Origin of the sequence: Bhargavaea ullalensis (genome assembly GCF_042432615.1) — a bacterium.
GTDB lineage: Bacteria > Bacillota > Bacilli > Bacillales_A > Planococcaceae > Bhargavaea > Bhargavaea ullalensis.
Genome location: NZ_JBHLWY010000043.1, coordinates 269,667 through 292,184, shown reverse-complemented (window position 1 = coordinate 292,184; position 22,518 = coordinate 269,667). Strand labels below are relative to the sequence as shown.

The following is a 22,518-nucleotide window of genomic DNA, read 5'->3' as shown; positions in this document are numbered from 1 at the left end:
AAAGACGAACATTACGAAATATATTCTACGTATTTTTCGTATTTATTCTTCCGGCGCCGTCTCCATTGTCCGGCCGGTGACACGGTTTCGGCCCGCTTCCTTGGACGCGTACATCCGTTCATCCGCACGCGCCTGGACAGATTCCGGCGTGTCGCCCGGCGCATTGACGGCAATTCCGAAACTGGCCGTGAGGGGACCGGCTTCACCGAAATCATGCGCTTCGATTGCAGTCCTCAGTCGCTCCGCGAGCGCAAACGCCTCATGTTCACCGGTTTCGGTCAAGACGATGAACTCCTCCCCGCCCCAGCGGCCGAACCGGTCCCCTTCCCCGAGCTCCGCTTCCACGACGGCGGCCAGCTGCTTCAGCACCTCGTCCCCCGCCTTGTGGCCGAGCGCGTCGTTGATGCATTTGAAATAATCGAGATCGAAGAAGATGGCCGAGAACAGCCGGCCGTCCCGCTCTCCCGCCGCGATGCCCTCAGCCAGCCACCGGTCGATCTGGAGGCGGTTGGCGATCCCCGTCAGCGCGTCGAGGTACGCAAATCGCGCGAGCGCCCGTTGCTCGGCACTTCTTTGATAAAGCGAATTGAGAAAGTAAAAGACGAATGTGTAGACGGCAAGCGCGATGTACAGCAGGAGGACCGAATCGATCTGGTCGGACCCCAGTTTCCCGAATACCGGGATGACGGGCGCGACGAGGAACATCAGCAGGACGCCGTTCGCCACGGCCGCCTGTTTTTTATCGAGGACGAGGAAGGCGGCGATCGTGATGAGCGGCATCCAGATGATGAAGTCGCCGAGGCTGTTTTCTCCTTTTTCCAACATGCCGATGTACAGCGCCTGGAGCAGCATCGACAGCAGATACAGGCCCGCAAGCGTAAGCAGGAGCCACTCCAGGATGAGGAACGGGAAGCGGGTCAGGAGGAGGAACCAGCAGATGATCACACCGGCGAGAACGGCGAGGTTCGTGTACAGATTCAGCGGCAGTTCCGCCTGCAGCACGGTGTTCATGCCGAGTGCCAGTGCCAGCGCCGGCAGGACGAGCAGATAGACGCGCCGCTTCATTTCCGTGAAATGCCTCCGCTCCTGGTCCATCGCTTCTCCTCCTCCCGGTTGTTACCCGTTCTATTCCCCGTCTCCGGGAAAAAACGCGCACCCCGGCGAATCGGGCGAGGTACCGGCCGGCCTCCGGATGCATAGGATAGCCGGAACACATTGAAACGGGAGGCGAAAACCGAGTTGTTCCATTGTACTTGTCCGCCGCCGTGCATGTGCTGCATGCCCATGCCCATCCATCCTTACCCGGGGGTGACCGGGGTTTACGGGGGACCGGGGGGTTACAACGCCGCGATGCCGGGGCACATGGGGCATCCGATGCAGACGGGAGGCGGGATGCAGCCGATATTCCCCGGCATTTACCCTTGGCACCCGCCGGCCGAAGACTTCCACGGCCGGCCTTCACAGCCGGATTATTTGCCGGCCGCGGCCCCCGCTCCCCCGCCGGTAACCGACTACGGCGGCCGGCCGTTCGTCGTCAATATCGAAAACGCGGCGGAGCAGAACGATTTGTTCCGGACTGCCCTCTGGACCGGCAGCCATCTGCAGGTCACCCTCATGAGCATCCCACCCGGGGAAGACATCGGACTCGAGGTCCATCCGAACACCGACCAGTTCCTCCGCCTCGAAGACGGGGAGGGGCTCGTGCAGATGGGCAGCTCCCCCGACCGGCTTGACTACCGGATGCCCGTCTCCGACGACGACGCGATCTTTGTCCCGGCCGGCACCTGGCACAACCTTACGAACACCGGCCGTGAACCGATCCGCCTCTACTCGATCTACGCACCGCCGAACCACCCATTCGGCACCGTGCACCGGACGAAATCGGAAGCGGAGGAAGCGGAAGGTCATTAATAATGGCGAAACCGGGATCCTCCTTCATGACGGATCCCGGTTTTGATTTATGTGCGGGACGGACAAGCCGTCAACGTGGCGGAACGTTGATTGTATTGGCGTGAACGTTGATTGTATTCGCGGAAACGTTGATTGTATCGGCGTGAACGTTGATTGTATCCGCGGAAACGTACAGTTTATTGACCGGCGTCAAGGAAGCTTCCGAGCGGATGGCCGATAATGAAGTCAGAAGGAACCGATGAGGAGGAAATTCAGATGAAGAAAGCCGTATTTCAGATGGAGGCGCTCACTTGCCCGAGCTGCATCAAAAAGATCGAAGGGGCGCTGAACAAGACAGCGGGCGTGGAAAATGCGAAGGTGTTGTTCAACTCCGGAAAAGTGAAAACGACATTCGATGAGTCTGCGGTTTCTGCGGAGGCGCTGGCGCAGATCGTGACAAAGCTCGGCTACCCGGTATTGTCGAAGAAGGTGTCCTGACCCCTCCCCACCAGAAAGGATGGATTTCCATGACCGGAAAACAGAAGGCGAGGATCACGGCCGTCACGGGCGGCCTGCTCGCCCTGGCTCTCGTTTTTCATGTGCTCGGCGAGCCGCAGCTCAACCGGTTGGCGCTCATCGCCGCAACCGTCATCGCCGGAACCCCGATCGCGGTCAAAGCATTCCAGGCGCTCCGGATGAAGGCATTCAGCATCGAGCTGCTCGTGACGATTGCGGTTGTCGGGGCGCTGTTCATCGGAGAGTACACCGAATCGGCCGCCGTGACGTTCCTGTTCCTGTTCGGGGCTTATCTTGAAGCCCGGACGCTCGAAAAGACCCGTTCGTCGCTGAAGAGCCTGATTGACATGGCGCCGCAGGAAGCGACCGTCCGGCGCGGCGGCGAGGAGCTCATCATCCCGGCAGATGAAGTAGAGGAAGGCGATCTCGTCATCATTCGCTCCGGCGGCAAGATTCCGGCGGACGGCCGGATCGTCGGCGGGCGTGCCCACCTCAACGAAGCCGCCATCACGGGCGAATCCAAGCCGGCCGGCAAGCGTGCGGGCGACCCCGTCTTCAGCGGGACGGTGCTCGACAGCGGATACCTCGAAGTGGCAGCCGAGAAGGTCGGCGACGACACGACGTTCGCCCGGATCATTGAACTGGTCGAAGAAGCACAGGATTCCAAGACGAAAACGCAGAAGTTCCTCGAGAAGTTCGCGAATGTCTACACGCCGGGCATCGTCGTGCTGGCCGCGGCCGTCTGGCTGTTCACCCGCAACATCGAGCTGACCCTCACTTTCCTCGTCATCGCCTGCCCGGGCGCACTCGTCATTTCGGCTCCGGTTTCGGTCGTCGCCGGCATCGGCAACGGCGCCCGCCACGGCGTGCTGTTCAAAGGAGGCGAGTCGGTCGAGAAATTGGCGAAAATCGACACGGTCGTGTTCGACAAGACCGGCACACTGACGAAAGGCCGGCCTGAAGTGAGCGCGATCGACGTGTTCGGCCGCTTTGACGCGGAGGAGCTGCTGAAGCTTGTGGCGGCCGCCGAAACCGCTTCGGAACACCATCTCGGCCGAACGATCGTCGAGGAAGCGAAGCGGAGCGGCCTCGCGCAACTTGAGCGGCCCGAGCAGGTGGAGATTGTGAAAGGCCACGGACTCACCGCCGTTGTCGGGGGCACCAACCTTGTCGTCGGAACGCGGCGCCTGCTTCATGGCCGGGGTATCGATATTCCGGCTGAAGCGGAACGGCTCGCCGTCGACCGCGAGAAAGCCGGCAACACCGTCGTGTTCGCAGCATGCAGGGGTGTGCTGTGCGGCCTCTTCTCGATCGCCGACCAGATCCGCCCGGAAGCAGCAGGCGCCGTCCGGGAACTGCGGAGAAACGGCGTGAAAGAGATCGTCATGCTCACCGGCGACAACCGCCACGCCGCGGACCATGTCGCCCGCCGGCTCGGACTCGATGCGGTTCATTCAGAATTGCTGCCGGAGGATAAAGTCCGCTTCGTGAAGAAATTAAAAGAAGACGGACGCCGGGTCGCCATGGCCGGCGACGGCATCAACGACGCCCCGGCGATCGCAACCGCCGACATCGGGCTCGCAATGGGAGAAGGCGGCACCGACATCTCGATGGAAACGGCCGACATCGTCCTCATGGCCGACCGCCTGGACCAGTTTGCCCACGCCCACGCGCTCGCGAAAACGACCGTCCGTAACATGAAGCAGAACACCTGGTTCGCCGTCGGCACGGTCGCCCTCCTGCTCGCCGGCGTCCTGCTCGGCAAAGTGTTCCTTGCTTCCGGCATGCTCATCCACGAACTGAGCGTCCTGCTCGTCATCCTCAACGCCATCCGGCTTGTCCGGTACGAAAGCGGCCGGCGCGTAGACGAAGGAGCCGGGAATGTCCGGAAACTGCGCCGGGCTGCGGAGCATGCGTGAAGGCTGGTGCGGGTAGAGGATGAGTGAGGAGAGTTGGAGAGGACCGGTCCGCGGGCGGAGAATCAGGGGCGGAATGCCCGTCCCGCCGGCCGGTTTTCTTATTTGATTAACCGAAAGGAGTGGGGATTATGGCGAATGAGCCGCTGCACGAAGGGGCGGGATACGCACATGGTACGGCGGAAAATGTGCATCAGATGTGCATCTCGATCGTACCGATTTTCAACCATCTCGGGGACGATGAACTGCGGGAGATTGTCGGCTCGACGGTTCCGCTGAAATACACGCGCGGCGAGACGATTTATTCAGCGGGCGAGCGGTCGGATCGACTGTACATTGTCCACCAGGGGCGCGTGAAGATTTACCGGCTGTCGGAGAACGGCAAGGAGCAGCTTGTGCGCATCCTCGGACCCGGTGATTTCATCGGTGAACTGGCGGTGTTCCAGACGACGGTGCATGATTCATACGCGGAGGCACTGGAGAAAACGGAAATCTGTTCGCTCGGCCGCGACGATCTCCAGCGGTTCCTCCTGAAGTACCCGTCCATTTCGCTGCGGCTCATGAATGAGTTCGCCCGGCGGCTGGATGAGTCGGAAAAGCAGGCCGCAAGCTTTGCGACAGAACCCGTCGACACCCGCGTCGCGATGTATCTTGCAGAACTCGCCGACACAGCCGCCGCCAATCCAATCCGTCTGCCGATGACCCGGAAGGATCTCGCCTCCCACCTTGGCACCACCCCGGAAACGATCAGCCGGAAGTTTGCCGATTTCGAGGATGCAGGCTGGATCCGCCAGCTCGGCCAGAAGGAAATCGAGATTTTGGATATGGACGCCCTGTTATTGCACTGAATCAAGCAGAAAGTGGAGTTCAAATTCTTAAGCGGAACCCGGTGGCGGGGAGCCGCTTTTTTTTGTGCATAACTTTATGCGGCATCGGCGGCGACCTGTGGATAAGCGGGTTATCCCCGGATTTCCGGGGTCATTGTGTGGATGGGTGTGGAAATTGGGGATGAGTGAGGGATTTGGACCGGCGGCGGGTGGGTTGTTATCCACAAATGGACAGCAGGTGCAGGCGGGCGTGGTGGAATTGCGGCGACGGAAAGTTTCGCGGCTGCCCGGGAGGAGTTCGCGGCCGCTTCGGGGCTTTTCGCGGCCGCTTTCCTGGCGTCACTGGATTCTGGACCCGCCCCGCCCCATTCCGAACCCGCTTGCCCCATTTTCGGATCCGCTTCCCAAGCCCCGCTGATTCCGGACCCATTCCCCACCCCCGATCCCTCCCCCTTTTCCCTCCGCCCCCCAGATTCCCGCCCCCCTTCCCCTTCCACCGTGCTATATTAGAAGAATGAGTTCCAGAGGGGGTTTGGCGATGAAGCATTATTTGGGAGACGTGCTGCTGCTGATCACGGCGGTGGTGTGGGGCAGCGGATTTGTGGTGACGGCGATTGCGCTGGAGCATTTGACGGCGTATCAGGTGATGGCGGGCCGGTTTGTGCTGGCGACGCTCATCTTATGTGTGCTGTTTCACCGCAAGCTGCGGACGCTCACACGCTCCGTGCTTTGGAAAGGCGCAGTGCTCGGATCGATCTTATTTGTCGCCTTCGCCCTCCAGACGGTCGGGCTGGAATATACAACGCCTTCCAAGAACGCCTTCATCACGGCGGTGAACGTGGTCATTGTGCCGGTGATTGCGTACCTTGTGTTCAAGCGGCGGATCGACCGGCATGAGACGCTCGGCTCCGTGCTGGCGCTTGCCGGGATCGGCTTCATGTCGCTCCAGGGCTCGATGACGGTCAATCTCGGCGATTTCCTGACGCTGCTCTGTGCAGTCGGATTCGCGTTCGATATTTTCTACACGAACCTGTTCGTCAAGAAGGAAGATGCCTTGTCGCTGACGATCGTGCAGTTTGCGACGGCGTCTGTGCTCAGTGTCGGGGCGGTCCTCGTGCTCGGCGAAGTGCCGGCAACGTTAACCGGCGCCGCCATTTGGCCGATTGTCTACCTTGCCGTGTTTTCCACGACGATTGCATACGTGTGCCAGAACATCGCGTTCCGCTACACGACGCCGACGAAGGCCGCGGTCATCCTGTCGCTGGAGTCGTTTTTCGGCACGGCGATGTCGGTGCTGTTCCTTCACGAAGTGCTCACCGGCCGCATGGTGCTCGGCGCCGTGCTGATCCTCGCGGCCATCCTGATCGCCGAACTGAAACCTTCACTGAAATTAAAACCGCGGATCCGTCCGGAACACTGATTGGAAAGGGACTGATTTCATGATTCACATTTGCTTCGGCGCGTCCGTCACGGGCGCACTCAAATACGCCCTCCGCAAAACGGAGGACCGGGTGATCGGATTTCCCGCCGACCTCTCGATCGGACCGATCGCGCACATCGATCAGGATGACGGCATCACGCGGCATTTCCGGTGGGTGCGCGAGACGTTCAGATCGATCTTCGGCGACCTGACAGATGACGAACCCGCCTTCCGTGAAGCCCTTCGCCGGCTCGAAGCGATTCCTCCGGGAACTCCCGTCACCATCTGGACGTGCGAAAATGCCGCCGAGCAGATCGGGCTGCGGCTCGTCCTCCACCTATTGAAGGACAAGCCCCTGCCTGCCGGAACCGTCAACACGGCAACCGCGATGGAGGCATTCAACGAAGGACGCAAGTACCGGATTGAGATTCTCCACTCGGGCGAATGCAGTCCGGAACAGCTCATCTCGTTTTACGCCGCGCACCGCACTTCTTTGCCTGAAGATGAGTCGGCGAGGTTGCGGGAAGAAGGCGAACGGCTGCTGGGCAACCAAAGCCTCGTGCGTTCGTGGAGAGACGGCCGCATCACCGATGAGCCGCTGACGAGGGATGACGCGCGGATCCTGGAGCATGCCGAGAACCTCCGGCCCAACGGGTTCCTTCCGGCCGCACGGCTCATCGGCGAGGTGATCGGATATGCCGACCAGCCGCTTTCGGATTTATGGGTCGAGTACCGGATCCGCTCGCTGATCGAAGAAGGCCGCCTCGAGTCCAAAGGCAGCCTGCAGTCGATGCGGTTGTATCAGGTCCGCGCTAAATAATGATGAAAGGCCGTCCGGGATGCCGGGCGGCCTTATCTGATCGATTCCAGTAGTCTGAGCGTGTCTTCGACCTGGGCGCCGTCCGGGTGATGGATGTCCTTAAGCGGTGCGCCCATGACGACGGCGATGTATTCCCGTCCGTTCTTTTCGGCCAGGGTCGCCCAGCATTCCCCGGCTTGGTACGTCGTGCCGGACTTTCCGCCGAGGATCCGGAAGCCGGGTTCGTCCACGCCGTTCAGCCGGGCCAGCACCGTCGACTGCAGCCGGATGCCGTCCGGGTGGTCCGCGGTCGGCGAAGTCTGGAAGGTTTCCTTCGTCAGCAGCGCGCGGAAATGACCGTTTTCAAGTGCCCGGTCAAGCAGTTTCGCCATGTCGGCGGCGGTCGTGTATTGCCCCTTGTCGTGAAGGCCTTCCGGGTTCGTGAAGTGCGTGCCCGCGAGGCCGAGCTCATCCGCTTTTTGATTCATGAGGGCGACGAACGCCCCGACGCTGCCCGCTGTGTTCACCGCCAGCGAGTTGGCCGCCTCCCCGCCGGACGGAAGGATTTTCCCGTACAGCAGGTCGCGGTAGGTCACCCTTTCCCGTCCGTGGAAGCCGGCCATCGACGCATTGGCCGCAACCATTTTCCGGTAGGTGTCCAGGTCGACCGGCGCCGCCGCGGACAAATCGCCGATGTGCTCCAGTGCCACGAGCGTCGTCATCATCTTCGTCAGCGACGCCGGGTAGGCGCGGGCATCGGCGTTTTTTTCGTAGACCGGCTTGCCGGATTCCCTGTCGAGCACGTAAATGTACGAGCTCGTGTACTCGTCCCGGCCGGAAGATCCAAGCGGCGGGAGGAGGCCCGCCCGCAGAAGGAGCAGCGCCACTCCCGCCGCGAGCACGCAGAATAATAAGAACTTCTTCATTTTCTTTGACCTTCTTTATGAATGAATTACGGATAACAGTGCCGCTTGACCAGCAGGTTCCCGGTCAGTCCCCTGTCTTTTAATCTTATCCTGCTGCCCGTCGGAATGGAACCCGGAGAAGGCGCCGGCGGAGCGAACGGGGATGATCGGCCAGTCGGACCGGCTGCGGAGCGGCCCAGCCGGCGAGCGGGCCTTCATAAAGCGGCTCGAGTTGTTTTGATTCCGAGAAGTCGCGCGCCTGTGCCCGCCAGGCCGGTGTGTCGGTGACCCGGACACCCGCCGCCAGCAGCGTTTCCACGATGAACTGCGAGCAGAAATACGCCCGCTTGCGGGGGATTTCCCGGTTGAGCATGATGCCGATGAGGCCGAGGAAGTTGTAGGAATACCGGTCGCGTTCCCGCTCGATCTCCCGGATTCTTGCCTGGATGCGGTGCAGCTCTTCCTCCGTCACGCGGAAACGGAACACTGCACACTCCGCATCCTCCAGCAGACCCTCCCCCGGCCGCTCGCGCACAAATCCGCCCGAAAACGGATTGTGCCGCTGAATCCGTCCGAAACTGTACATCTCCTCCAGTTGCTCGTCGAACGCGATCGACACATGGTTTAGCCGGCTGCCCGTATACCGGCGGATGATTTTCGACAGCACCGTCCCGGTGTCCGTCAGCACGATATAAATGTTCCTCACAAACTCCACCCCGTCCTCCCCGCCCGTCCGATCCGGAAAGGGGATTTTCTTTGTCTTCATCATCATGATCGAGATTGCCCCTTTCCAAAACAGCCTTCGGCGGGAATCCGCCTCGGTCCCGGGACCGATGTTGATCCGGGACCCTTCTTTCTAATATACGTCCGGCAGGTGCCGGACGTTTCGTGCGGATGCCCCGGAAGAGCGGAAAATTTCAGGGCGGGCCAGGGCGGAGAGTCGGCGGATAAAGATAACGCTCTAGCCGATAAAGATAACGCTCTGCCGGATAAAGATAACGCTCTGCCAAATAAAGATAACGCTCTGCCAAATAAAGATAACGTTTCTCCCGCCGCTGGTGAGCCCGTCCTTCCCTCTTCATCCTACGCGGCAATTCTGAAGGTTTGCCGCATGGGAAAATGAAGATTTCATGAAGATGGATGAAACTTTCCGGCCGGCCGGGGCGTATGTTTGATTATCTGACCGAGGAGGGATTCAAATGCTGGTAACGACAACGAACACTTTGGAAGGCAAGACGGTCGAGGCATACCACGGCATCGTGGTCGGCGAGGCGATCATGGGGGCGAACATCGTGCGGGACTTGTTTGCATCGGTGACCGACGTGATCGGCGGACGCAGCTCCGCCTACGAAAGCAAGCTGGCCGAAGCCCGTGAAGTGGCACTTGAAGAAATGCAGGAACGCGCCAGGCGGCACGGAGCGAATGCCGTCATCGGCGTCGACCTTGACTTTGAAACGATCCGCGAAGGCATGCTCATGTGCATCGCGACGGGAACAGCCGTGACGGTGCGCGGGTGAGGATCCGCCAAATCAAAACCTCCTCTGCCGGACAGTCGTCCGCAGAGGAGGTTTTATTGGTTCAGGCTGACGGCAGTGCATCCGCATCCGGATCGGCCATGATCAGCTCGCACGTACAGTTATCGAATTCCCGGGCAAGGGTGGTGTTGGCTTCCCGCATGGCAGATTGGAGAGACGAAACGGACAAGGTATCCCCTTCTGTCCGAAAGTACACCGCGACCCAGATTCGCCTGCCTGTGCGGGTCACATCGTAGAACACCGATTGGAGACAGTGCTTTTCGAGAACGCCGCCGCACAAGTGCTTGATGCGGTCCATCGTTTCTTTTTCCGGTGAAATGAGGATCACGTCCTTGATCGCCCGGAAAAGCATTTTCAGCGCTTCCGGCAGCATGAACAGCACGATCAGCACCGACACGAACTGGTCAAAGTACGGTGACAGCCATTCCAGCGGCGTCCCCTTTAAGAACGTCGAGGCAAAAAAGGCGATCCCCATTCCGACACTGTAGGCCACGTCCACTTTCCATCCGTAGATTTCCATGTTGATGATCGGCGAAGACAGCGAACGATTCATCCGGCGCATCCCGATCAAGATGACCAAACTCACCACGGCCACAATTCCCTGGAATATCGAAATCTGGACACCATCCACTTCGTTCCCGCCCGACAGCGCCACTTCCACGCTCTTCGCGGACAGGCCGATGGTCACCGATAAGAGCATAAGGCCTTTCGCGATGACCAAAATCGATTCCAGCTGAGCAAAACCGAACGGCAGCTTTTCCGTGATCGGCCGGTGGAACAGCGGCATGAGAAACAGCATCAGCCCGACGATGAGGAGCTCCGATGCGTCATAGGCCGCGTCCATCAACACCGCCTGGGAACCTGAGTAAATCGCCATGAAAAACTCGGCCAAGGCAAAAAGGCTGCCGGTCCAGAACGACAGCCATAAAATACGTTTTTCCATCTTCACTTCTTTTAACACGTTAAACGTCCTCCCACGGCAGGCCGTCGAGGGCCGCCCAACCTCATTATAATCAGGCGCAATCGGGCGGGGCAAATCCGGATACCGGATAGAGACCTTCCCCCTCCGCTCAGCGATCCCCCTCCCGGTCAGCGGACGTTCCCCCGACCGCACACAGGAAGACGATCCAGAACGGGGTGACGGAGATGCCGAACAGGAGAATGAGGCCGGATGCAGGGTTTGGCAGGTCGCCGGCGTCCGCCAGCGGGAACAGTGCGCCGAATGCCCGGAGCAGCAGGAAATAGTACGGAATCCAGAGAAGTGCCGCGGCGAATCTCACGGGCTTCAGTCCGAACCATCTCCGCAGCAGCCGGTAGCCGATGACTGAAAGGCCGCCGATCCAGACGGAGTTGAAGATGAATCCGGCCGTGACGAGTGTGCCGGGCTCCCATTCCGTCAGTCTCAGAATCCGGTAGAAGTTCAGCTCGGACAGTGCAGGAATCCCGGTCATGAGGGCGAACAGCAGGGCGACGGCGTTGAGCCGGAGGAAGGTGCTCACGCCTCCGCGCCGCACTCCCGGGTTCCCGCAGCCAGCCGTTCCACGATTTCCGCGACCGTTCCGCCTTCATTCCGCCAGCCGTTTTCGCCCGACCAGAGGGACAACAATCCGGCATCCCCCTGCTTTCCGGCTGCCGCGCGGATCGGTTTCGTCAGGTCATTCTGGAGCGGGTACGGCGCGACGGGTGCTTTACTCATTTCCCGGATAAAGCGGTTCGCGACGCCGCGCGCATTTTTTCCGCTGAACGCCCGCGTCAGGACGGTCTCTCCTTCACGGGAATCCAGGATCGCCTGTTTATGCAGCAAGTGGGCGCCGCTTTCCTCCGCGATGAGCAGCGCGGTGCCGACCTGGACGGCAGAGGCGCCGGCAGCGAGCGCGGCGCGGACGGTTTTTGCGTCATGGATTCCCCCGGCGGCAATGATCGGAATCGCCGTGCCTGTTTCCGCCAGCAGGTCCGAAAGCGCCATGAACCGGTCCTCGCCGAGGAATGCTCCCCGGTGGCCGCCCGCTTCCTTCCCCTGCAGCACGACGGCGTCCATGCCGATCTCTTCGGCTGCCGCCGCTTCCTCCGGCGTGGTCGCCGTTCCGATGAGATAGGTGCCGGCAGCCTTCAGTGCGCGGACTGCGGATTCATCCGGCAGACCGAACGTGAACGAGGCGATCGGCACCCCTTCGTCGATGAGCACTTGGACTTGCCCGTCGAATTCGCTATCACTGAAGGCCGGCAGCTCACCGGGCAGGCCGAGTTCTTCCCGGTAACGTGCAAGGGCATCATGGGCCGCCCGGATGATCTGTTCATTCCTTGCGGGATTTTCTGGCACGAACAAGTTCACGCTGAACGGCCGGTCCGTCAGACTTTTTATGTCACGGACAGCCTGCCGGGTTTTGTCCGCCGTCATATATCCCGCGCCGAGCGATCCGAGGATGCCCGCACGGCATGCCGCCGCCACAAACTCCGGCGGCGTCGATCCGGCCATCGGCGCCTGGATGACCGGGTGTTTCAGATTGAATCGGTTCATTTGCATGAGCCTCCTTTTGGTCAGGGATCGACGAGTCGAACGATTACGCCCGTGAGTCGAATGATTGTGTCCGCGAGTCGAACGATTCCCTCCGCGAGTCGAATGATTACGCCCCCGAGTCGAACGATTCCCGCCTGATGGACGGAAAACGGCGAGTCGAATGATTTCCCCCGCGAGTCGAATGATTACGCTCCCGAGTCGAACGATTCCCTCCGCGAGTCGAACGATTACGCTCCCGAGTCGAACGATTCCCGCCTGACAGCCATCGTTTATTCCCCGATCCCCACATATCCTGTCTTCTCCACGAGGGCCTGCCCTTCCTCCGTGAGGATCCAGTCGATGAACGGGGCGACGTTCGGGTTGCCGGTGCCGGCGGTGATGGCGTAGAGTTCGCGGGTGAGCGGGTAGGCGCCGGAGCGGACCGTGTCCACGCCGGGTTTGACGCCATCCACTGCGAGCAGTTTGATGTCGTGGTTGCCGACCATCTCCTCGGAATAATAGCGGAATGTGTAGCCGATTGCGCCGCCGAAGTTCCGGTAGTCGGACACGTCTTCGATGATGCCGCTCATGAGGTCGGCGGTTCGCTCGGTCGGGGCGTCCATGATCGGAACATCGCCCATGAAGTCCTCGAGCGCAGTCTGGCTGCCGCTGTCGGCCGGCCGCTGGTACGCGCGGATTTTCGCCCGCTTGCCGCCGGCTTCGCGCCAATTCGTCAGCTCACCGGCATAAATGCCGCGCAGTTGAGCCTGCGTGAGGCTGTCGACCGGATTGTCCCGGTTGACGAAAAACACGAAGGCTTCCCTGCCGATCGGAGTGAGGACGAGCTTCCTGCCCGCCGCCTCCGCCCGCTCACGCTGCGCCTCCGACGGGCCGAGTGCGAAGATGAGGTCGACCTCGCCGCTGATCAGACTTTCATACGCCTGTCCCGTGCGGTTCGACATGACTTCGCCCTCATACGGAAAGTACTCCTTCTCCGGATAAACTGCCTGCACGAACGCGGCATACACCGGATACAGGGCGGTCGCCCCGTCGATCACCGGCACGTCTTCGGTGATCCGGAAAGACGCCGGCCCGTCGAGCGATGCGGTCCTGTTGCCGTCAAACGGCATGTACTCAAACAAGTCGACTTCCCCCGCCTGCACGACCGGCTTCGAATGGACATACACGCCCGGAATCGAAGCGGCCAGCCCGATGAGCACGATCGACGCCGGCACTCCGTAGAACACCTTCGGACTGCGCACATTGAAAATCGACAGCCCGATGATCGTGATGAAGCCGGCCAGCACGCCGAACAGCGCGGGTGCCCAGTGGTCGTAGCCGCCGAACAGCACCCAGACAATCGGCATGATGGAGAAGATCAAGACGAACACGGTGATGAACAACAGCGACAAAACCTTCCCGGCCACTTTCAAGCGGCTCCCCCCTTTTCCTCCATTGTAAACGATAGACGCGCAGGCGGGCGAACCGGTTTCAGAATCCCCCGAACCCTACCGGATGTTTAACCGGCAGCGCAGCCGGAAACACTAACCATAGACACCTTTTGAAAGGAGAGCTGCATCATGAACGAAAAGAAACCGCCGCACGAACGCATGACCGAGAAAAACAACGGCCTCTCCGACACACAGGAAGTCCTCTACCAAGATGACTTCAACCGGGCGGACGCCGCGACCGAACAAAAGACCGACGACAACCAAAAATCCGGCAAAGACAAACAGTGACTCCGCCGTCTTTGCGGTTCGGACCGAACCTGACAAACGCCGCCGTCCGGCTCTCCCGGATGGCGGCGTTTTGCCGGAGTTTGAAAAAGAGTGACCCGGGAAAGCTGAAGAGGCGCGGATTAGTTTCCTCAAAACTGCTTTAGTGTTAAACTATTTCACAACCCCAAGCAGGAGAAGTGACGCCATGAAACTGACCAAAAAAACCATCCTCTCGAACACCGTCTTGTTTGTCTTCATACTCGGGTTCGTACTTGGGTTCGGTGCCCTGTTCGGAAGCGAAAATATCTTGATCGGTGTTTCGACCATCACCGCCATGCTCATGCTGCTGGAACGGGATTTCACGAGCCACCCGGTGATGAACACGATGAAGTTCGTCGGGCTCAACCTGTTCATGGGCATCGCCGCCTTTTTGACCGGCTTCAACATCTGGACGGCCATCCCCCTCAACTTCATCGTCATGTTCGTGATCAGCTACTTCCTGATCTACAATCTGAAAAACCCGCTGTACTTTCCTTTTTCGCTCCAGTACCTGTTTCTTCTGGCGATGCCGGTTGATGCGGCGCAGCTTCCGCTGAGACTGGCCTCGCTGGCAGTCGGTGCGGTGGCGATCATGGCCGTGCAGATGCTGGCGAACAGGAAGCGCATCAAGAAAAGCGGCGACAAAAAAGTGGAGGCCCTCCTGGAGGAACTCAACGAAAAAATCCGGTTGATCCGGGAGGGTGAACCTTCCGACGAAATGGACCGGCAAATCACAGGCCACATCGGCGAACTCAGAAGCATCATCTATGAAAAAAGAGAAGACGATTACTACCTGACCGAAGAAGGCCGTTTGAAGCTGAAAATTTCCGCAGCCTTGGAGAAGTTGAACTCACTCCTCAACCGGATGGAGGACAAGGAAGCGCAACGGGCTTTGTTGCCTGACGTGTCCCGCCTTCTTCTGGTTGCCCAGGATGCCATGCAAAACAAAGGAGAACCGGGCGCGCTGGAAGAGACGTTCCATCAACTGCTTCAAACATCCAACAAAGGAAAACACGGGCGTGACCTTTTCGTTCTCCGGATGCTTCATCACCTTGACTTCCTGAAAACGAACTTGACCGACTTAAAGAAATTGGACGGCAAACGTGCAACGTTCTCCGATAAGTTGGAGAACATCCCGAAGACGTTTCAAAAGGTCTCCATTCGAGAAACGCCCAGCCATACAAACTCCATCAAGCTTTCATACGCCATCCGGATGGCGGTCGGCATCAGCCTCAGCGCGTTCATCGTGGATTTCTTCGGCTGGGAAGAAGGACGCTGGATGATGTTCACCGTGTTGTCGGTCATCATTCCGCTGTATGAAGGCTCCAAAAAGAAAATGCGCGACCGGATTTTTGCAACGGCGGTCGGTGCGCTCGCCGTCACGGTCCTGTTCACCATTGTGCAGAGCAATCCGGTGCGCTCCCTCCTGCTGATGGCCGCGGGCTATCTGATGAGCTACATTAAAGTCTACCGGTACAGCACGATTTTGGTCACCTTTTCCGCCATCGGCACCGTGGCGCTCGCAACCGGCGCCACGGAGATCCTGACTTTGGAACGGATCGGTCTGGTGGCGGCCGGAGTGGTGCTCGCCTCGCTGATCAACCGGTTCATCCTGCCGTACAAGCTGGCGGATGCCAACCAAGACCTGAAAGCGATGTTCGAAGACACCCTTTGCGAAATGCGGACGGAAGTGGCAAGAAAAGCGGACGGCGGCGGAAGCCCGGACGCCATCCGCAACCTTCTCATCATCACCACCCTGATCGAAGACCGGCTGCAGCTGAACAATCAGGAGTCTTCAGATGCTCAACAAACCGCCTGGCTGGCAAATAAGCGATCCGCAGCCGGCACTTTGTATGAGCTGTATCACTGGATCGGAGAACACGGCCTGACCCCGCCGGCCGCGGATGCCGTCAAGAACTGCCTGCAGCCGTCATCCGGCCGCCCGTGCGAAACGGACGATTTGCACGCGATGATCGGAGCGGCTCCGCGCATTGAAGACCGCCTGGTACTAAGCATGGTTTTGGATGCAATGGAGGACTTGCATGAAACCCGTTCCGCCATTTCCGGATAAATCCCGGCTGCCGTCGGATACTAAGTCCAACATGCCAAAGACGGGAGACGGATTGATGAACCTGCAATCGCATCGCACAAAACCGGATACTTTCACCCTGCAGCAGATGCACCAAAAACAGCAATCTCTCATGCAAAACCGGGAGATGATGGAGGAGCAGTTCCAGCTGCAAAAACAGCTGACCCTCCAGACGCTTCAGCAGGCGGTGTCCATCATCAAGCAAAACGCCACGATGGTGAATCCGCAGGCACTCCAGCAGGCCCAGCAGCAGCTACAGCAGGCCACCCAGCTTCTGGCGTTCATGCAGGGGCTCGCGGTGACCCAGTCGACGACCGCCGTTCAGCAGCAGTTTGAACAGGTGCTCCAGCAGATCGAGCAGGCTGCGCAGACGCTCCAGCTCATCCAGTCGCTCAACGCGGGCAACCAGAGCCTGAAAAAAGGCTGATCAAAAAAGACAAAAAGCAAGGACTGATGGCGCGGCCCGGCAACAGCCTCCGCGGAGAATCCATCGTCCTTGCTTTTTTGCCGTTCAATCGGCAAATCCTTTTTTTGCAGCCTGGATGGCGTCTTTGATTTCGGCGTAGCCGGTGCAGCGGCACAGGTTCGACTGGAGCCATTCTTCCACCGTCTCGTCGTCGGCGTCCGGATGATGCTCCAGCAGGCTGTGACCCTTCACGATGAACCCCGGCGTGCAGAATCCGCACTGGATCGCCCAGTGGTCGACGAAGGCGCGCTGGACCGGGGAATCGGCAAGGCCTTCGATTGTCCGGACCGGTTTTCCTTCGGCTTCCGCGGTCAGCATGAGGCAGGCATGGACCGCATCGCCGCCCACGATGACCGTGCAGGCACCGCAGTCTCCGTTTTTGCATGCTTTTTTGGCGCCCGTCAGGCCGAGTCCGGTGCGAAGCGTATCAAGCAGCAGATCCGCCGGACGGCCCATCGCTTCTTTCGTTTCGCCGTTGACGTTCAGCCGGTACACGGTTTTTGATTGCCGGATCGACCGGTTCATCGGCACTCCTCCCATTCTTCCGCCAGTTCATGGAGCATCCGGCCCAGGACAAACAGCCGGTATTCGGCCGACGCGTACTGATCCGCCGTCACGGCCGTCGGCAAAAGCGAACGGATCTCCGCCGCCTGCGCCTCCGGTGTGAGCGACTTGTCGCTGAGGACCTCATCCACTTGGGCGAGCCTGAACGGTTGGCCGCACAACCCGCTGAACGCGCCCGAAATCCGGCTGCCTTCCCGGTCGGCGGCGAGGGAAACGAGCGGATAGCCGACTTTTGTCATGCGTGTCTTTTTCCTGAAGAAGTGTGGCCGCTCCACCGCCCGCCGGCTCACCAGGATCTGCAGAAGCAGTTCACCGGACGGAAGCCGGCCGCCTTGTCCGACAAGCTCCGAAAGCGGCAAGGTCCGCTCGCCCTCAGGCCCGGCGACCTTCGCCGCTGCATCCGCGAGCAGTAGCGGCAGCAGGGCTTCGCGGTACGGGAGACGGCTGTTCACATTGCCGCCGATCGTGATTTTGTTGCGGGACGTGTGGTCCGCCACGCCTTTGGCAGCGAGGGCGAGCAGCGGATACTCACCGGAGCCGGCCAATTCGTTCAGCGTCAGTGCCGCGCCGATCATGAGAATCTCCCCGTCCCACTGAAGCTCCCGGCATTCGGGGATGTCTTTGATATCGATCACGGCACCGGCGGAAATCTCCCCGGTCCGGGCATGTGTCAAAAACTCGGTCCCGCCCGAATAAAACACTGTCTGAAGACCCTGTCCGGTGCTTTCGCGGAAGCAGGACAGCGCCTCTTCCGGCGTGCCCGGACGGTGGTAGTCAAAGTTGAATCCGATCATCGGCTCCCCTCCCCGGCCGCCCGCCAGACGGTTTCCGGCGTGAGCGGCAGCTCGTCCAGTTCGGCACCGGTGGCAGCGGACAGCGCATTCGCCAGTGCGGGTGCCATCCCGATCACACCATATTCCCCGATGCCCCGTGCGCCGTACGGCCCGGCCGCAGACGGGGTCTGGACAAAATCGACCATGTATTCCGCCGGCTCCTCGCCGAACCTCAGCATCTGATAGTCCCGCAGCGACGGATTCAGGACGATGCCCTCTGCGTCAAACCGGAACGACTCTGTGCTTGCAAAGCTCAGGCCGAGGTACATGCCGCCGCGCATCTGCTGTTCGGCCATCCTCGGGTTGATGATCGTCCCGCCGTCCAGCACCGTGAGCGCCTTGAGCACCCGGTAGGAGTAATCGGCCGGGTCCAGCTCAATCTCCACGGCCTGGGCGCCGACCGACCACCACGGGCCGGGCTTGCCGAAGCCGGTTTTCTCGTCCATCGGCGTCAGGTGGGTCTGGACGTGCTTGCCGACGCCGATCACCTGGCCGCTCACGGTGTGCCCGTTCGGGAATTTGTAGCCGAGCGCAATCTCCTGGATGTCGACGCCGAATTCGGGGGCGGGCCGGTAGTACACGCGGCCGTCCCCGATGTCGAGGTCTTCTTCCGCGCACTGCAGGGCGACGGCGGCGGTCTTTTTCAGCTTGGCGATCGCGTCATCCGCCGCCGACATGACAGCCCGTCCCGCGAGGAAGGTCGTGCTGCTGGCGACCGTGCGCCACTGGTGGGGATCATACTGGGTGTTCACTTCCATCGTGACCCGGATCTTGGACAGCGGCATTTTCAGCTTCTCGGACAGGATCTGGGCCAGCACCGTCTTCGTCCCCTGTCCCAGTTCAATTGCCGCGCAGTTGAGGTTCACCGAGCCGTCCGCTTCGAATTTGATGACCGCGCCGGCCTGTGCATTCGTCGCCGTCGTGGACGTTTTCCAGAACAGGCTGAGCCCTTTTGACCGCACCTTTCCGCCGGCCGCCTCCCGTGCTTTCCCGCCGTCCCAGCCGATCAGCTCCTTCGCACGGAGAAGGCATTGTGCGGAATCCCCGATGTTGTTCGCGGTCAGGACTGCCTGCGTCGGCGTCTCATCGCCCGGCTTGATGGCGTTTCGGAGACGGAATTCCACCGGGTCGAGGCCCAGTCTCCGGGCCAGTTTGTCCATCGTCCGCTCCACCGCAAAAGACAGCTCGGGATGGCCGTATCCGCGGAAAGACGTGGCGTACGGATGATTGGTGTATACGCAGTAGGAATCACACCAGACATTCGCGATGTCATACGGCCCCGTGCAATCCAGCGCCGCCGCCCGCGTGACGCCCGCCCCCTGGTCCGTATAGGCGCCCGAGTCAAACAGGAATGTATACTGCCCCGCCAGCAGCCGCCCGTCTTTGTCTGCGCCGAGCCGGACGGTTGCTTCCAGCCCGATGTGGCAAGGCGCCGTCCGCATGTCTTCCTCGCGGGAATATTCCAGCCTGACGAGCTTGCCGCCGACCGCCTTGGACGCGAGGTAGGCGAGCGGCTCCAGCTGGACTGTTCCCTTTCCGCCGAATGCCCCGCCGACAAGCGGGATGTGGACGATCACATTGCCGAGCTCGACATTGAAAAACTGGTTGAGCACTTTTTTGATCGTGAACGGTGACTGGCTGCATGAATGGATGATGATTTTCCCCGACGGATTGATCTCCGCCATCGCCGCCCTCGGTTCCATCGCCGCGTGGTCGGTCAGGTTAAAGGAATATGAAGCCGTGACCGTCTCGTCGCACTGCGCCCAGGCGGCTCCCGCATCGCCTTTTCGGATTTTGATATGGCTGCCGATGTTCGTCCCGCTCACCGGGTAGACGTTGCTGATGAGCTTTTGGTAACTTCCGGCATCTTCATGCACGAGCGGCGAACCCGGCCGCATCGCGTCGGAAGGTGAATTCACGACAGGGAGCGGATCGTAGGTCACGACAACCCGTTCCGCCGCCTGCTTCGCCTGATCTTCCGCATCGGCCACGATGATTGCAAGCGGCTCCCCGCAGTACCGGACTTTCTTGAATGCCAGAGGCGGCCTGTCCGCCAAAATCGGCCCGATATGAAACGGGAACATCTCCCCGGTGATGATGGCCCGGACGCCCGGCACTTTCCACGCTTCCGTGACATCGACCGACCGGATTTCGGCGTGGGCCCGTTCACTGGTCACGAGCTTTGCATGCATCAGGCCCGGCGACAGGTAATCCCCCACAAAACGCACGGTTCCCCGCGCTTTTTCCTCCGCGTCAATCCGCTGTTCCGGCTGCCCGACGGAATACCAGCCTTGCTCCAAGCTTTCCACCTCCGCTTTTCATTCGCGGCCCGGATTTTAGACCTCCGGGTCCGCCGTTTCGCCGGCGGGCACCTTCGCACCCTGTCCGGCTTTTCTTCTCCAGTTTGGACAACCGGGCGCCGTTCCAAAACCGGGCCCGGCGAATATATGCGAAGCAGCGTGACTACCCTTAATTGAGGGAAAGGAGCGGAAGCCATGACAGGCACTTTTGCACAATGGAAGAAACTGCTTGAAGAAGAAGGACCGGCAGCTCTTGTGACGCTTGTCCGGGTGGAAGGGTCATCCTACAGGAAAGCGGGCGCCATGATGATCATCGGCACGTGCGGCTGCACCGCCGGCATGGTCAGCGGCGGCTGCCTGGAGGAAGACCTTTCCGGTCGGGCGGCTGCACTTGCCGGAACCGGACGGGTGGAACTTCACCGCTATGATCTCAGTTCTGAGGATGACCTCGGCTGGGGCCTCGGGGCGGGATGCAACGGCGTTCTGACGCTGCTCGTCCGGGATGCGGACAAGCGTTTCCGGGAAGCGCTCCGGCGGGCGGTCGGCCGGCTGGACGCAAAAGAGCCCGTGCTGTTTCTCCAGGAAACAGACGGGGACAAGTATGCCTTTTTCAGTCTCGGGGGCGGCCTGGACGGGACGCTGAAGCTTCCCGGTACCGGACAGCCGGAACGGCTGCTGATGGAGTCGCGGCCGTTTTCCCGCTTTTCGGAGGAGCTGGAAACCGCAGCAGGCCCGGTGCATGCGCGGCTGGTCTGGCCGCAGCCCGCCCTTTATCTCATCGGCGCCGGCATGGACGCCCGGCCGCTCGCCCGGCTCGCTTCCGGCTTCGGCTACGCCGTGCATCTGGTCGACTGGCGGCCGGGGCTTTGCTCGGCGGTGCATTTCCCGGATGCGGCCAACTTTTGGACCGGACCCGTGGAAGATTCGGTTCGGTCGATCCCCTTCAGCCCGCTCGACAGCGCGGTCGTCATGACGCATGATTTCGCACGCGACCGCTCTGTGCTCGGCCACCTGCTGGAGGAGGACCTGTTTTACCTCGGCGTTCTCGGTTCCCGGAAGCGGACGGAACGGCTGATCGGCGGCCCGATGCCCGGACGGGTCCGCTCCCCCGTCGGTCTTCCGATCGGCGCGGACGGCCCCGAAGAAATCGCCCTCAGCATCCTGGCCGAGCTGATCGCCGTCCGGGAGCAAAAAACCGCATGCGTACAATAGGCATCGTGCTCGCGGCAGGCGGCAGCACCCGCATGGGACGCGACAAACTCGCCCTGCCCTTTGGCAATGAAACGATCGGAGGGCGCACCGTCTCCGCCGCCGCCGAAAGCCGGCTGGACGAAGTACTCGTCGTCACACGAACCGGCGCTTCCCCGGCCTGGTTCACGGAGCGGGAAAAAGTGCGCCGGCTCCCCTGCCAACACAGCGCGGACGGACAAGCGGAATCCCTTAAATGCGGCATCCGGGAAGCTCTGCGCCTGGAGGCCGGAGCGGCAATGATCCTCCTGGCCGATCAGCCGCTCACCTCGGCCGCCCACCTCAACCGCCTGCTGGAAAGGGGAAGCCTCGCCGGTGCCCCGTTCGTCGCCACGAGAACAAAGGGCGTGCCGGTCCCGCCCGTCCTGTTTGCCGCCCCGCTGTTCCCCCGGCTATTGGAACTGGACGGGGACCGCGGCGCACGCGACCTGCTCAGCGGGCCGCTCCGGGAACACGGCCGATTCCTGGACCTGGAGGCGGATGATCCGTTCTTCGACGTGGACACGCCCGGGGACTACGATGCGCTGCTCCGCATGGAAAGATAAAAGATGCATGCGGGATGACCGCATGCATCTTTTAGACAGGGCATTATTCAAGAATTTCCTGGACGCGGCCGACCTGGCCGTCCTCCAGCCGCACTTTGATGCCGTGCGGGTGGGTCGGTGAATTCGTGAGGAGATCCTTCACGATCCCTTCGGTGAGTTTGCCGGTCCGCTGGTCTTTTTTCAGGACAATGTTCACCCGCTGCCCGGGTTTCACATCAGCGCGTGTTTTTCCGTTTTTCATATGAGCTGACTCCTTTCGGGAAGTGCCTTTTATGAGTGTCGGCTTATTGGCGGCGAGTGTCAACTTCCCCGCAGGAAAATGCAGGAGTTTCCGAACCCAATGCCCGTGAATCAAAGAAAAGCCGCTCCGCATCCGCAGAACGACTTGTGATGGATTGTACCCTTAAAACC

At 60.6% G+C, this 22,518-nt stretch carries 23 protein-coding genes; 12 read left to right on the top strand and 11 right to left on the bottom strand.

Annotated elements, in window-relative coordinates:
• Positions 1-42: 42 nt before the first annotated feature.
• Positions 43-1,095 carry a GGDEF domain-containing protein gene (locus tag ACFFIY_RS13590; RefSeq protein ID WP_354194734.1) on the bottom strand — a complete coding sequence of 351 codons (1,053 nt, stop codon included), beginning with the start codon at positions 1,093-1,095 and terminating at the stop codon, positions 43-45.
• 306 nt (positions 1,096-1,401) lie between these two features.
• Between ACFFIY_RS13590 and ACFFIY_RS13585 the strand changes: the two genes are divergently transcribed.
• The 6 genes from ACFFIY_RS13585 to ACFFIY_RS13560 all read left to right on the top strand — a co-directional run bounded on the left by ACFFIY_RS13585 (position 1,402) and on the right by ACFFIY_RS13560 (position 7,389).
• Positions 1,402-1,911 (top strand): cupin domain-containing protein, encoded by a 510-nt coding sequence (locus ACFFIY_RS13585; RefSeq protein WP_376837313.1) that lies wholly within the window; start codon positions 1,402-1,404, stop codon positions 1,909-1,911.
• A gap of 255 nt (positions 1,912-2,166) precedes the next feature.
• A complete protein-coding gene (locus ACFFIY_RS13580) occupies positions 2,167-2,388 on the top strand; it encodes a heavy-metal-associated domain-containing protein (RefSeq protein WP_354194730.1) in 222 nt (73 codons plus the stop codon).
• Between the two features lie 29 nt (positions 2,389-2,417).
• A complete protein-coding gene (locus tag ACFFIY_RS13575; RefSeq protein ID WP_354194728.1) occupies positions 2,418-4,325 on the top strand; it encodes a heavy metal translocating P-type ATPase in 1,908 nt (635 codons plus the stop codon).
• 128 nt (positions 4,326-4,453) lie between these two features.
• Complete coding sequence (locus tag ACFFIY_RS13570; protein ID WP_354194726.1) at positions 4,454-5,170, top strand: Crp/Fnr family transcriptional regulator; 717 nt, start codon at positions 4,454-4,456, stop codon at positions 5,168-5,170.
• Between the two features lie 517 nt (positions 5,171-5,687).
• A complete protein-coding gene (locus ACFFIY_RS13565) occupies positions 5,688-6,569 on the top strand; it encodes a DMT family transporter (RefSeq protein WP_354194724.1) in 882 nt (293 codons plus the stop codon).
• 19 nt (positions 6,570-6,588) lie between these two features.
• Positions 6,589-7,389, top strand: coding sequence for a DUF1835 domain-containing protein (locus tag ACFFIY_RS13560; RefSeq protein ID WP_354194722.1), 801 nt, complete (start codon positions 6,589-6,591; stop codon positions 7,387-7,389).
• A gap of 32 nt (positions 7,390-7,421) precedes the next feature.
• Here ACFFIY_RS13560 and ACFFIY_RS13555 read toward each other — a convergent pair whose 3' ends face one another.
• Both ACFFIY_RS13555 and ACFFIY_RS13550 read right to left on the bottom strand, forming a co-directional pair.
• A complete protein-coding gene (locus ACFFIY_RS13555; protein WP_354194720.1) occupies positions 7,422-8,294 on the bottom strand; it encodes a D-alanyl-D-alanine carboxypeptidase family protein in 873 nt (290 codons plus the stop codon).
• A gap of 85 nt (positions 8,295-8,379) precedes the next feature.
• Entirely contained in the window at positions 8,380-9,039 is a 660-nt protein-coding gene (locus tag ACFFIY_RS13550; protein ID WP_376837306.1) for a C40 family peptidase, read from the bottom strand.
• A 433-nt stretch (positions 9,040-9,472) separates the two neighbouring features.
• Between ACFFIY_RS13550 and ACFFIY_RS13545 the strand changes: the two genes are divergently transcribed.
• A complete protein-coding gene (locus ACFFIY_RS13545; protein ID WP_354194716.1) occupies positions 9,473-9,790 on the top strand; it encodes a YbjQ family protein in 318 nt (105 codons plus the stop codon).
• A gap of 61 nt (positions 9,791-9,851) precedes the next feature.
• Here ACFFIY_RS13545 and ACFFIY_RS13540 read toward each other — a convergent pair whose 3' ends face one another.
• The 4 genes from ACFFIY_RS13540 to ACFFIY_RS13525 all read right to left on the bottom strand — a co-directional run bounded on the left by ACFFIY_RS13540 (position 9,852) and on the right by ACFFIY_RS13525 (position 13,732).
• The gene (locus ACFFIY_RS13540) at positions 9,852-10,769 is read right to left on the bottom strand and encodes a cation efflux transmembrane domain-containing protein (RefSeq protein WP_354194714.1); all 918 of its coding nucleotides are present in this window, start codon (positions 10,767-10,769) and stop codon (positions 9,852-9,854) included.
• 109 nt (positions 10,770-10,878) lie between these two features.
• Positions 10,879-11,307 (bottom strand): hypothetical protein, encoded by a 429-nt coding sequence (locus ACFFIY_RS13535; RefSeq protein WP_354194712.1) that lies wholly within the window; start codon positions 11,305-11,307, stop codon positions 10,879-10,881.
• A complete protein-coding gene (locus ACFFIY_RS13530; RefSeq protein ID WP_354194710.1) occupies positions 11,304-12,326 on the bottom strand; it encodes a nitronate monooxygenase in 1,023 nt (340 codons plus the stop codon). The genes ACFFIY_RS13535 and ACFFIY_RS13530 overlap by 4 nt, the downstream gene beginning before the upstream one ends.
• Positions 12,327-12,595: 269 nt before the next feature.
• Entirely contained in the window at positions 12,596-13,732 is a 1,137-nt protein-coding gene (locus ACFFIY_RS13525; protein ID WP_354194843.1) for a PstS family phosphate ABC transporter substrate-binding protein, read from the bottom strand.
• A 153-nt stretch (positions 13,733-13,885) separates the two neighbouring features.
• Between ACFFIY_RS13525 and ACFFIY_RS13520 the strand changes: the two genes are divergently transcribed.
• The 3 genes from ACFFIY_RS13520 to ACFFIY_RS13510 all read left to right on the top strand — a co-directional run bounded on the left by ACFFIY_RS13520 (position 13,886) and on the right by ACFFIY_RS13510 (position 16,578).
• Positions 13,886-14,044 (top strand): YfhE family protein, encoded by a 159-nt coding sequence (locus ACFFIY_RS13520; RefSeq protein ID WP_354194709.1) that lies wholly within the window; start codon positions 13,886-13,888, stop codon positions 14,042-14,044.
• Between the two features lie 184 nt (positions 14,045-14,228).
• Positions 14,229-16,133: an FUSC family protein gene (locus ACFFIY_RS13515; RefSeq protein ID WP_354194707.1), complete on the top strand. Its 1,905-nt coding sequence runs from the start codon at positions 14,229-14,231 to the stop codon at positions 16,131-16,133.
• Positions 16,134-16,188: 55 nt separating this feature from the next.
• The gene (locus tag ACFFIY_RS13510) at positions 16,189-16,578 is read left to right on the top strand and encodes a hypothetical protein (RefSeq protein ID WP_354194705.1); all 390 of its coding nucleotides are present in this window, start codon (positions 16,189-16,191) and stop codon (positions 16,576-16,578) included.
• Positions 16,579-16,662: 84 nt separating this feature from the next.
• On the opposite strand, the gene ACFFIY_RS13505 is transcribed toward ACFFIY_RS13510, so the two are convergent.
• From ACFFIY_RS13505 to ACFFIY_RS13495, 3 genes are read right to left on the bottom strand one after another with little or no spacing between them, the layout of a single operon-like run.
• Positions 16,663-17,142 (bottom strand): (2Fe-2S)-binding protein, encoded by a 480-nt coding sequence (locus ACFFIY_RS13505; protein ID WP_354194703.1) that lies wholly within the window; start codon positions 17,140-17,142, stop codon positions 16,663-16,665.
• Complete coding sequence (locus ACFFIY_RS13500; RefSeq protein WP_354194701.1) at positions 17,139-17,975, bottom strand: FAD binding domain-containing protein; 837 nt, start codon at positions 17,973-17,975, stop codon at positions 17,139-17,141. Before ACFFIY_RS13500 ends, ACFFIY_RS13505 begins: the two co-directional genes overlap by 4 nt.
• Positions 17,972-20,323: a xanthine dehydrogenase family protein molybdopterin-binding subunit gene (locus ACFFIY_RS13495; RefSeq protein ID WP_354194699.1), complete on the bottom strand. Its 2,352-nt coding sequence runs from the start codon at positions 20,321-20,323 to the stop codon at positions 17,972-17,974. Before ACFFIY_RS13495 ends, ACFFIY_RS13500 begins: the two co-directional genes overlap by 4 nt.
• Positions 20,324-20,509: 186 nt before the next feature.
• Between ACFFIY_RS13495 and ACFFIY_RS13490 the strand changes: the two genes are divergently transcribed.
• Together ACFFIY_RS13490 and ACFFIY_RS13485 are read left to right on the top strand one after the other, a co-directional pair.
• A complete protein-coding gene (locus tag ACFFIY_RS13490) occupies positions 20,510-21,526 on the top strand; it encodes an XdhC family protein (RefSeq protein WP_354194697.1) in 1,017 nt (338 codons plus the stop codon).
• Complete coding sequence (locus tag ACFFIY_RS13485; RefSeq protein WP_354194695.1) at positions 21,514-22,107, top strand: nucleotidyltransferase family protein; 594 nt, start codon at positions 21,514-21,516, stop codon at positions 22,105-22,107. The genes ACFFIY_RS13490 and ACFFIY_RS13485 overlap by 13 nt, the downstream gene beginning before the upstream one ends.
• A 43-nt stretch (positions 22,108-22,150) precedes the next feature.
• On the opposite strand, the gene ACFFIY_RS13480 is transcribed toward ACFFIY_RS13485, so the two are convergent.
• Complete coding sequence (locus ACFFIY_RS13480) at positions 22,151-22,348, bottom strand: YwbE family protein (protein WP_354194693.1); 198 nt, start codon at positions 22,346-22,348, stop codon at positions 22,151-22,153.
• Between the last annotated feature and the right edge of the window lie 170 nt (positions 22,349-22,518).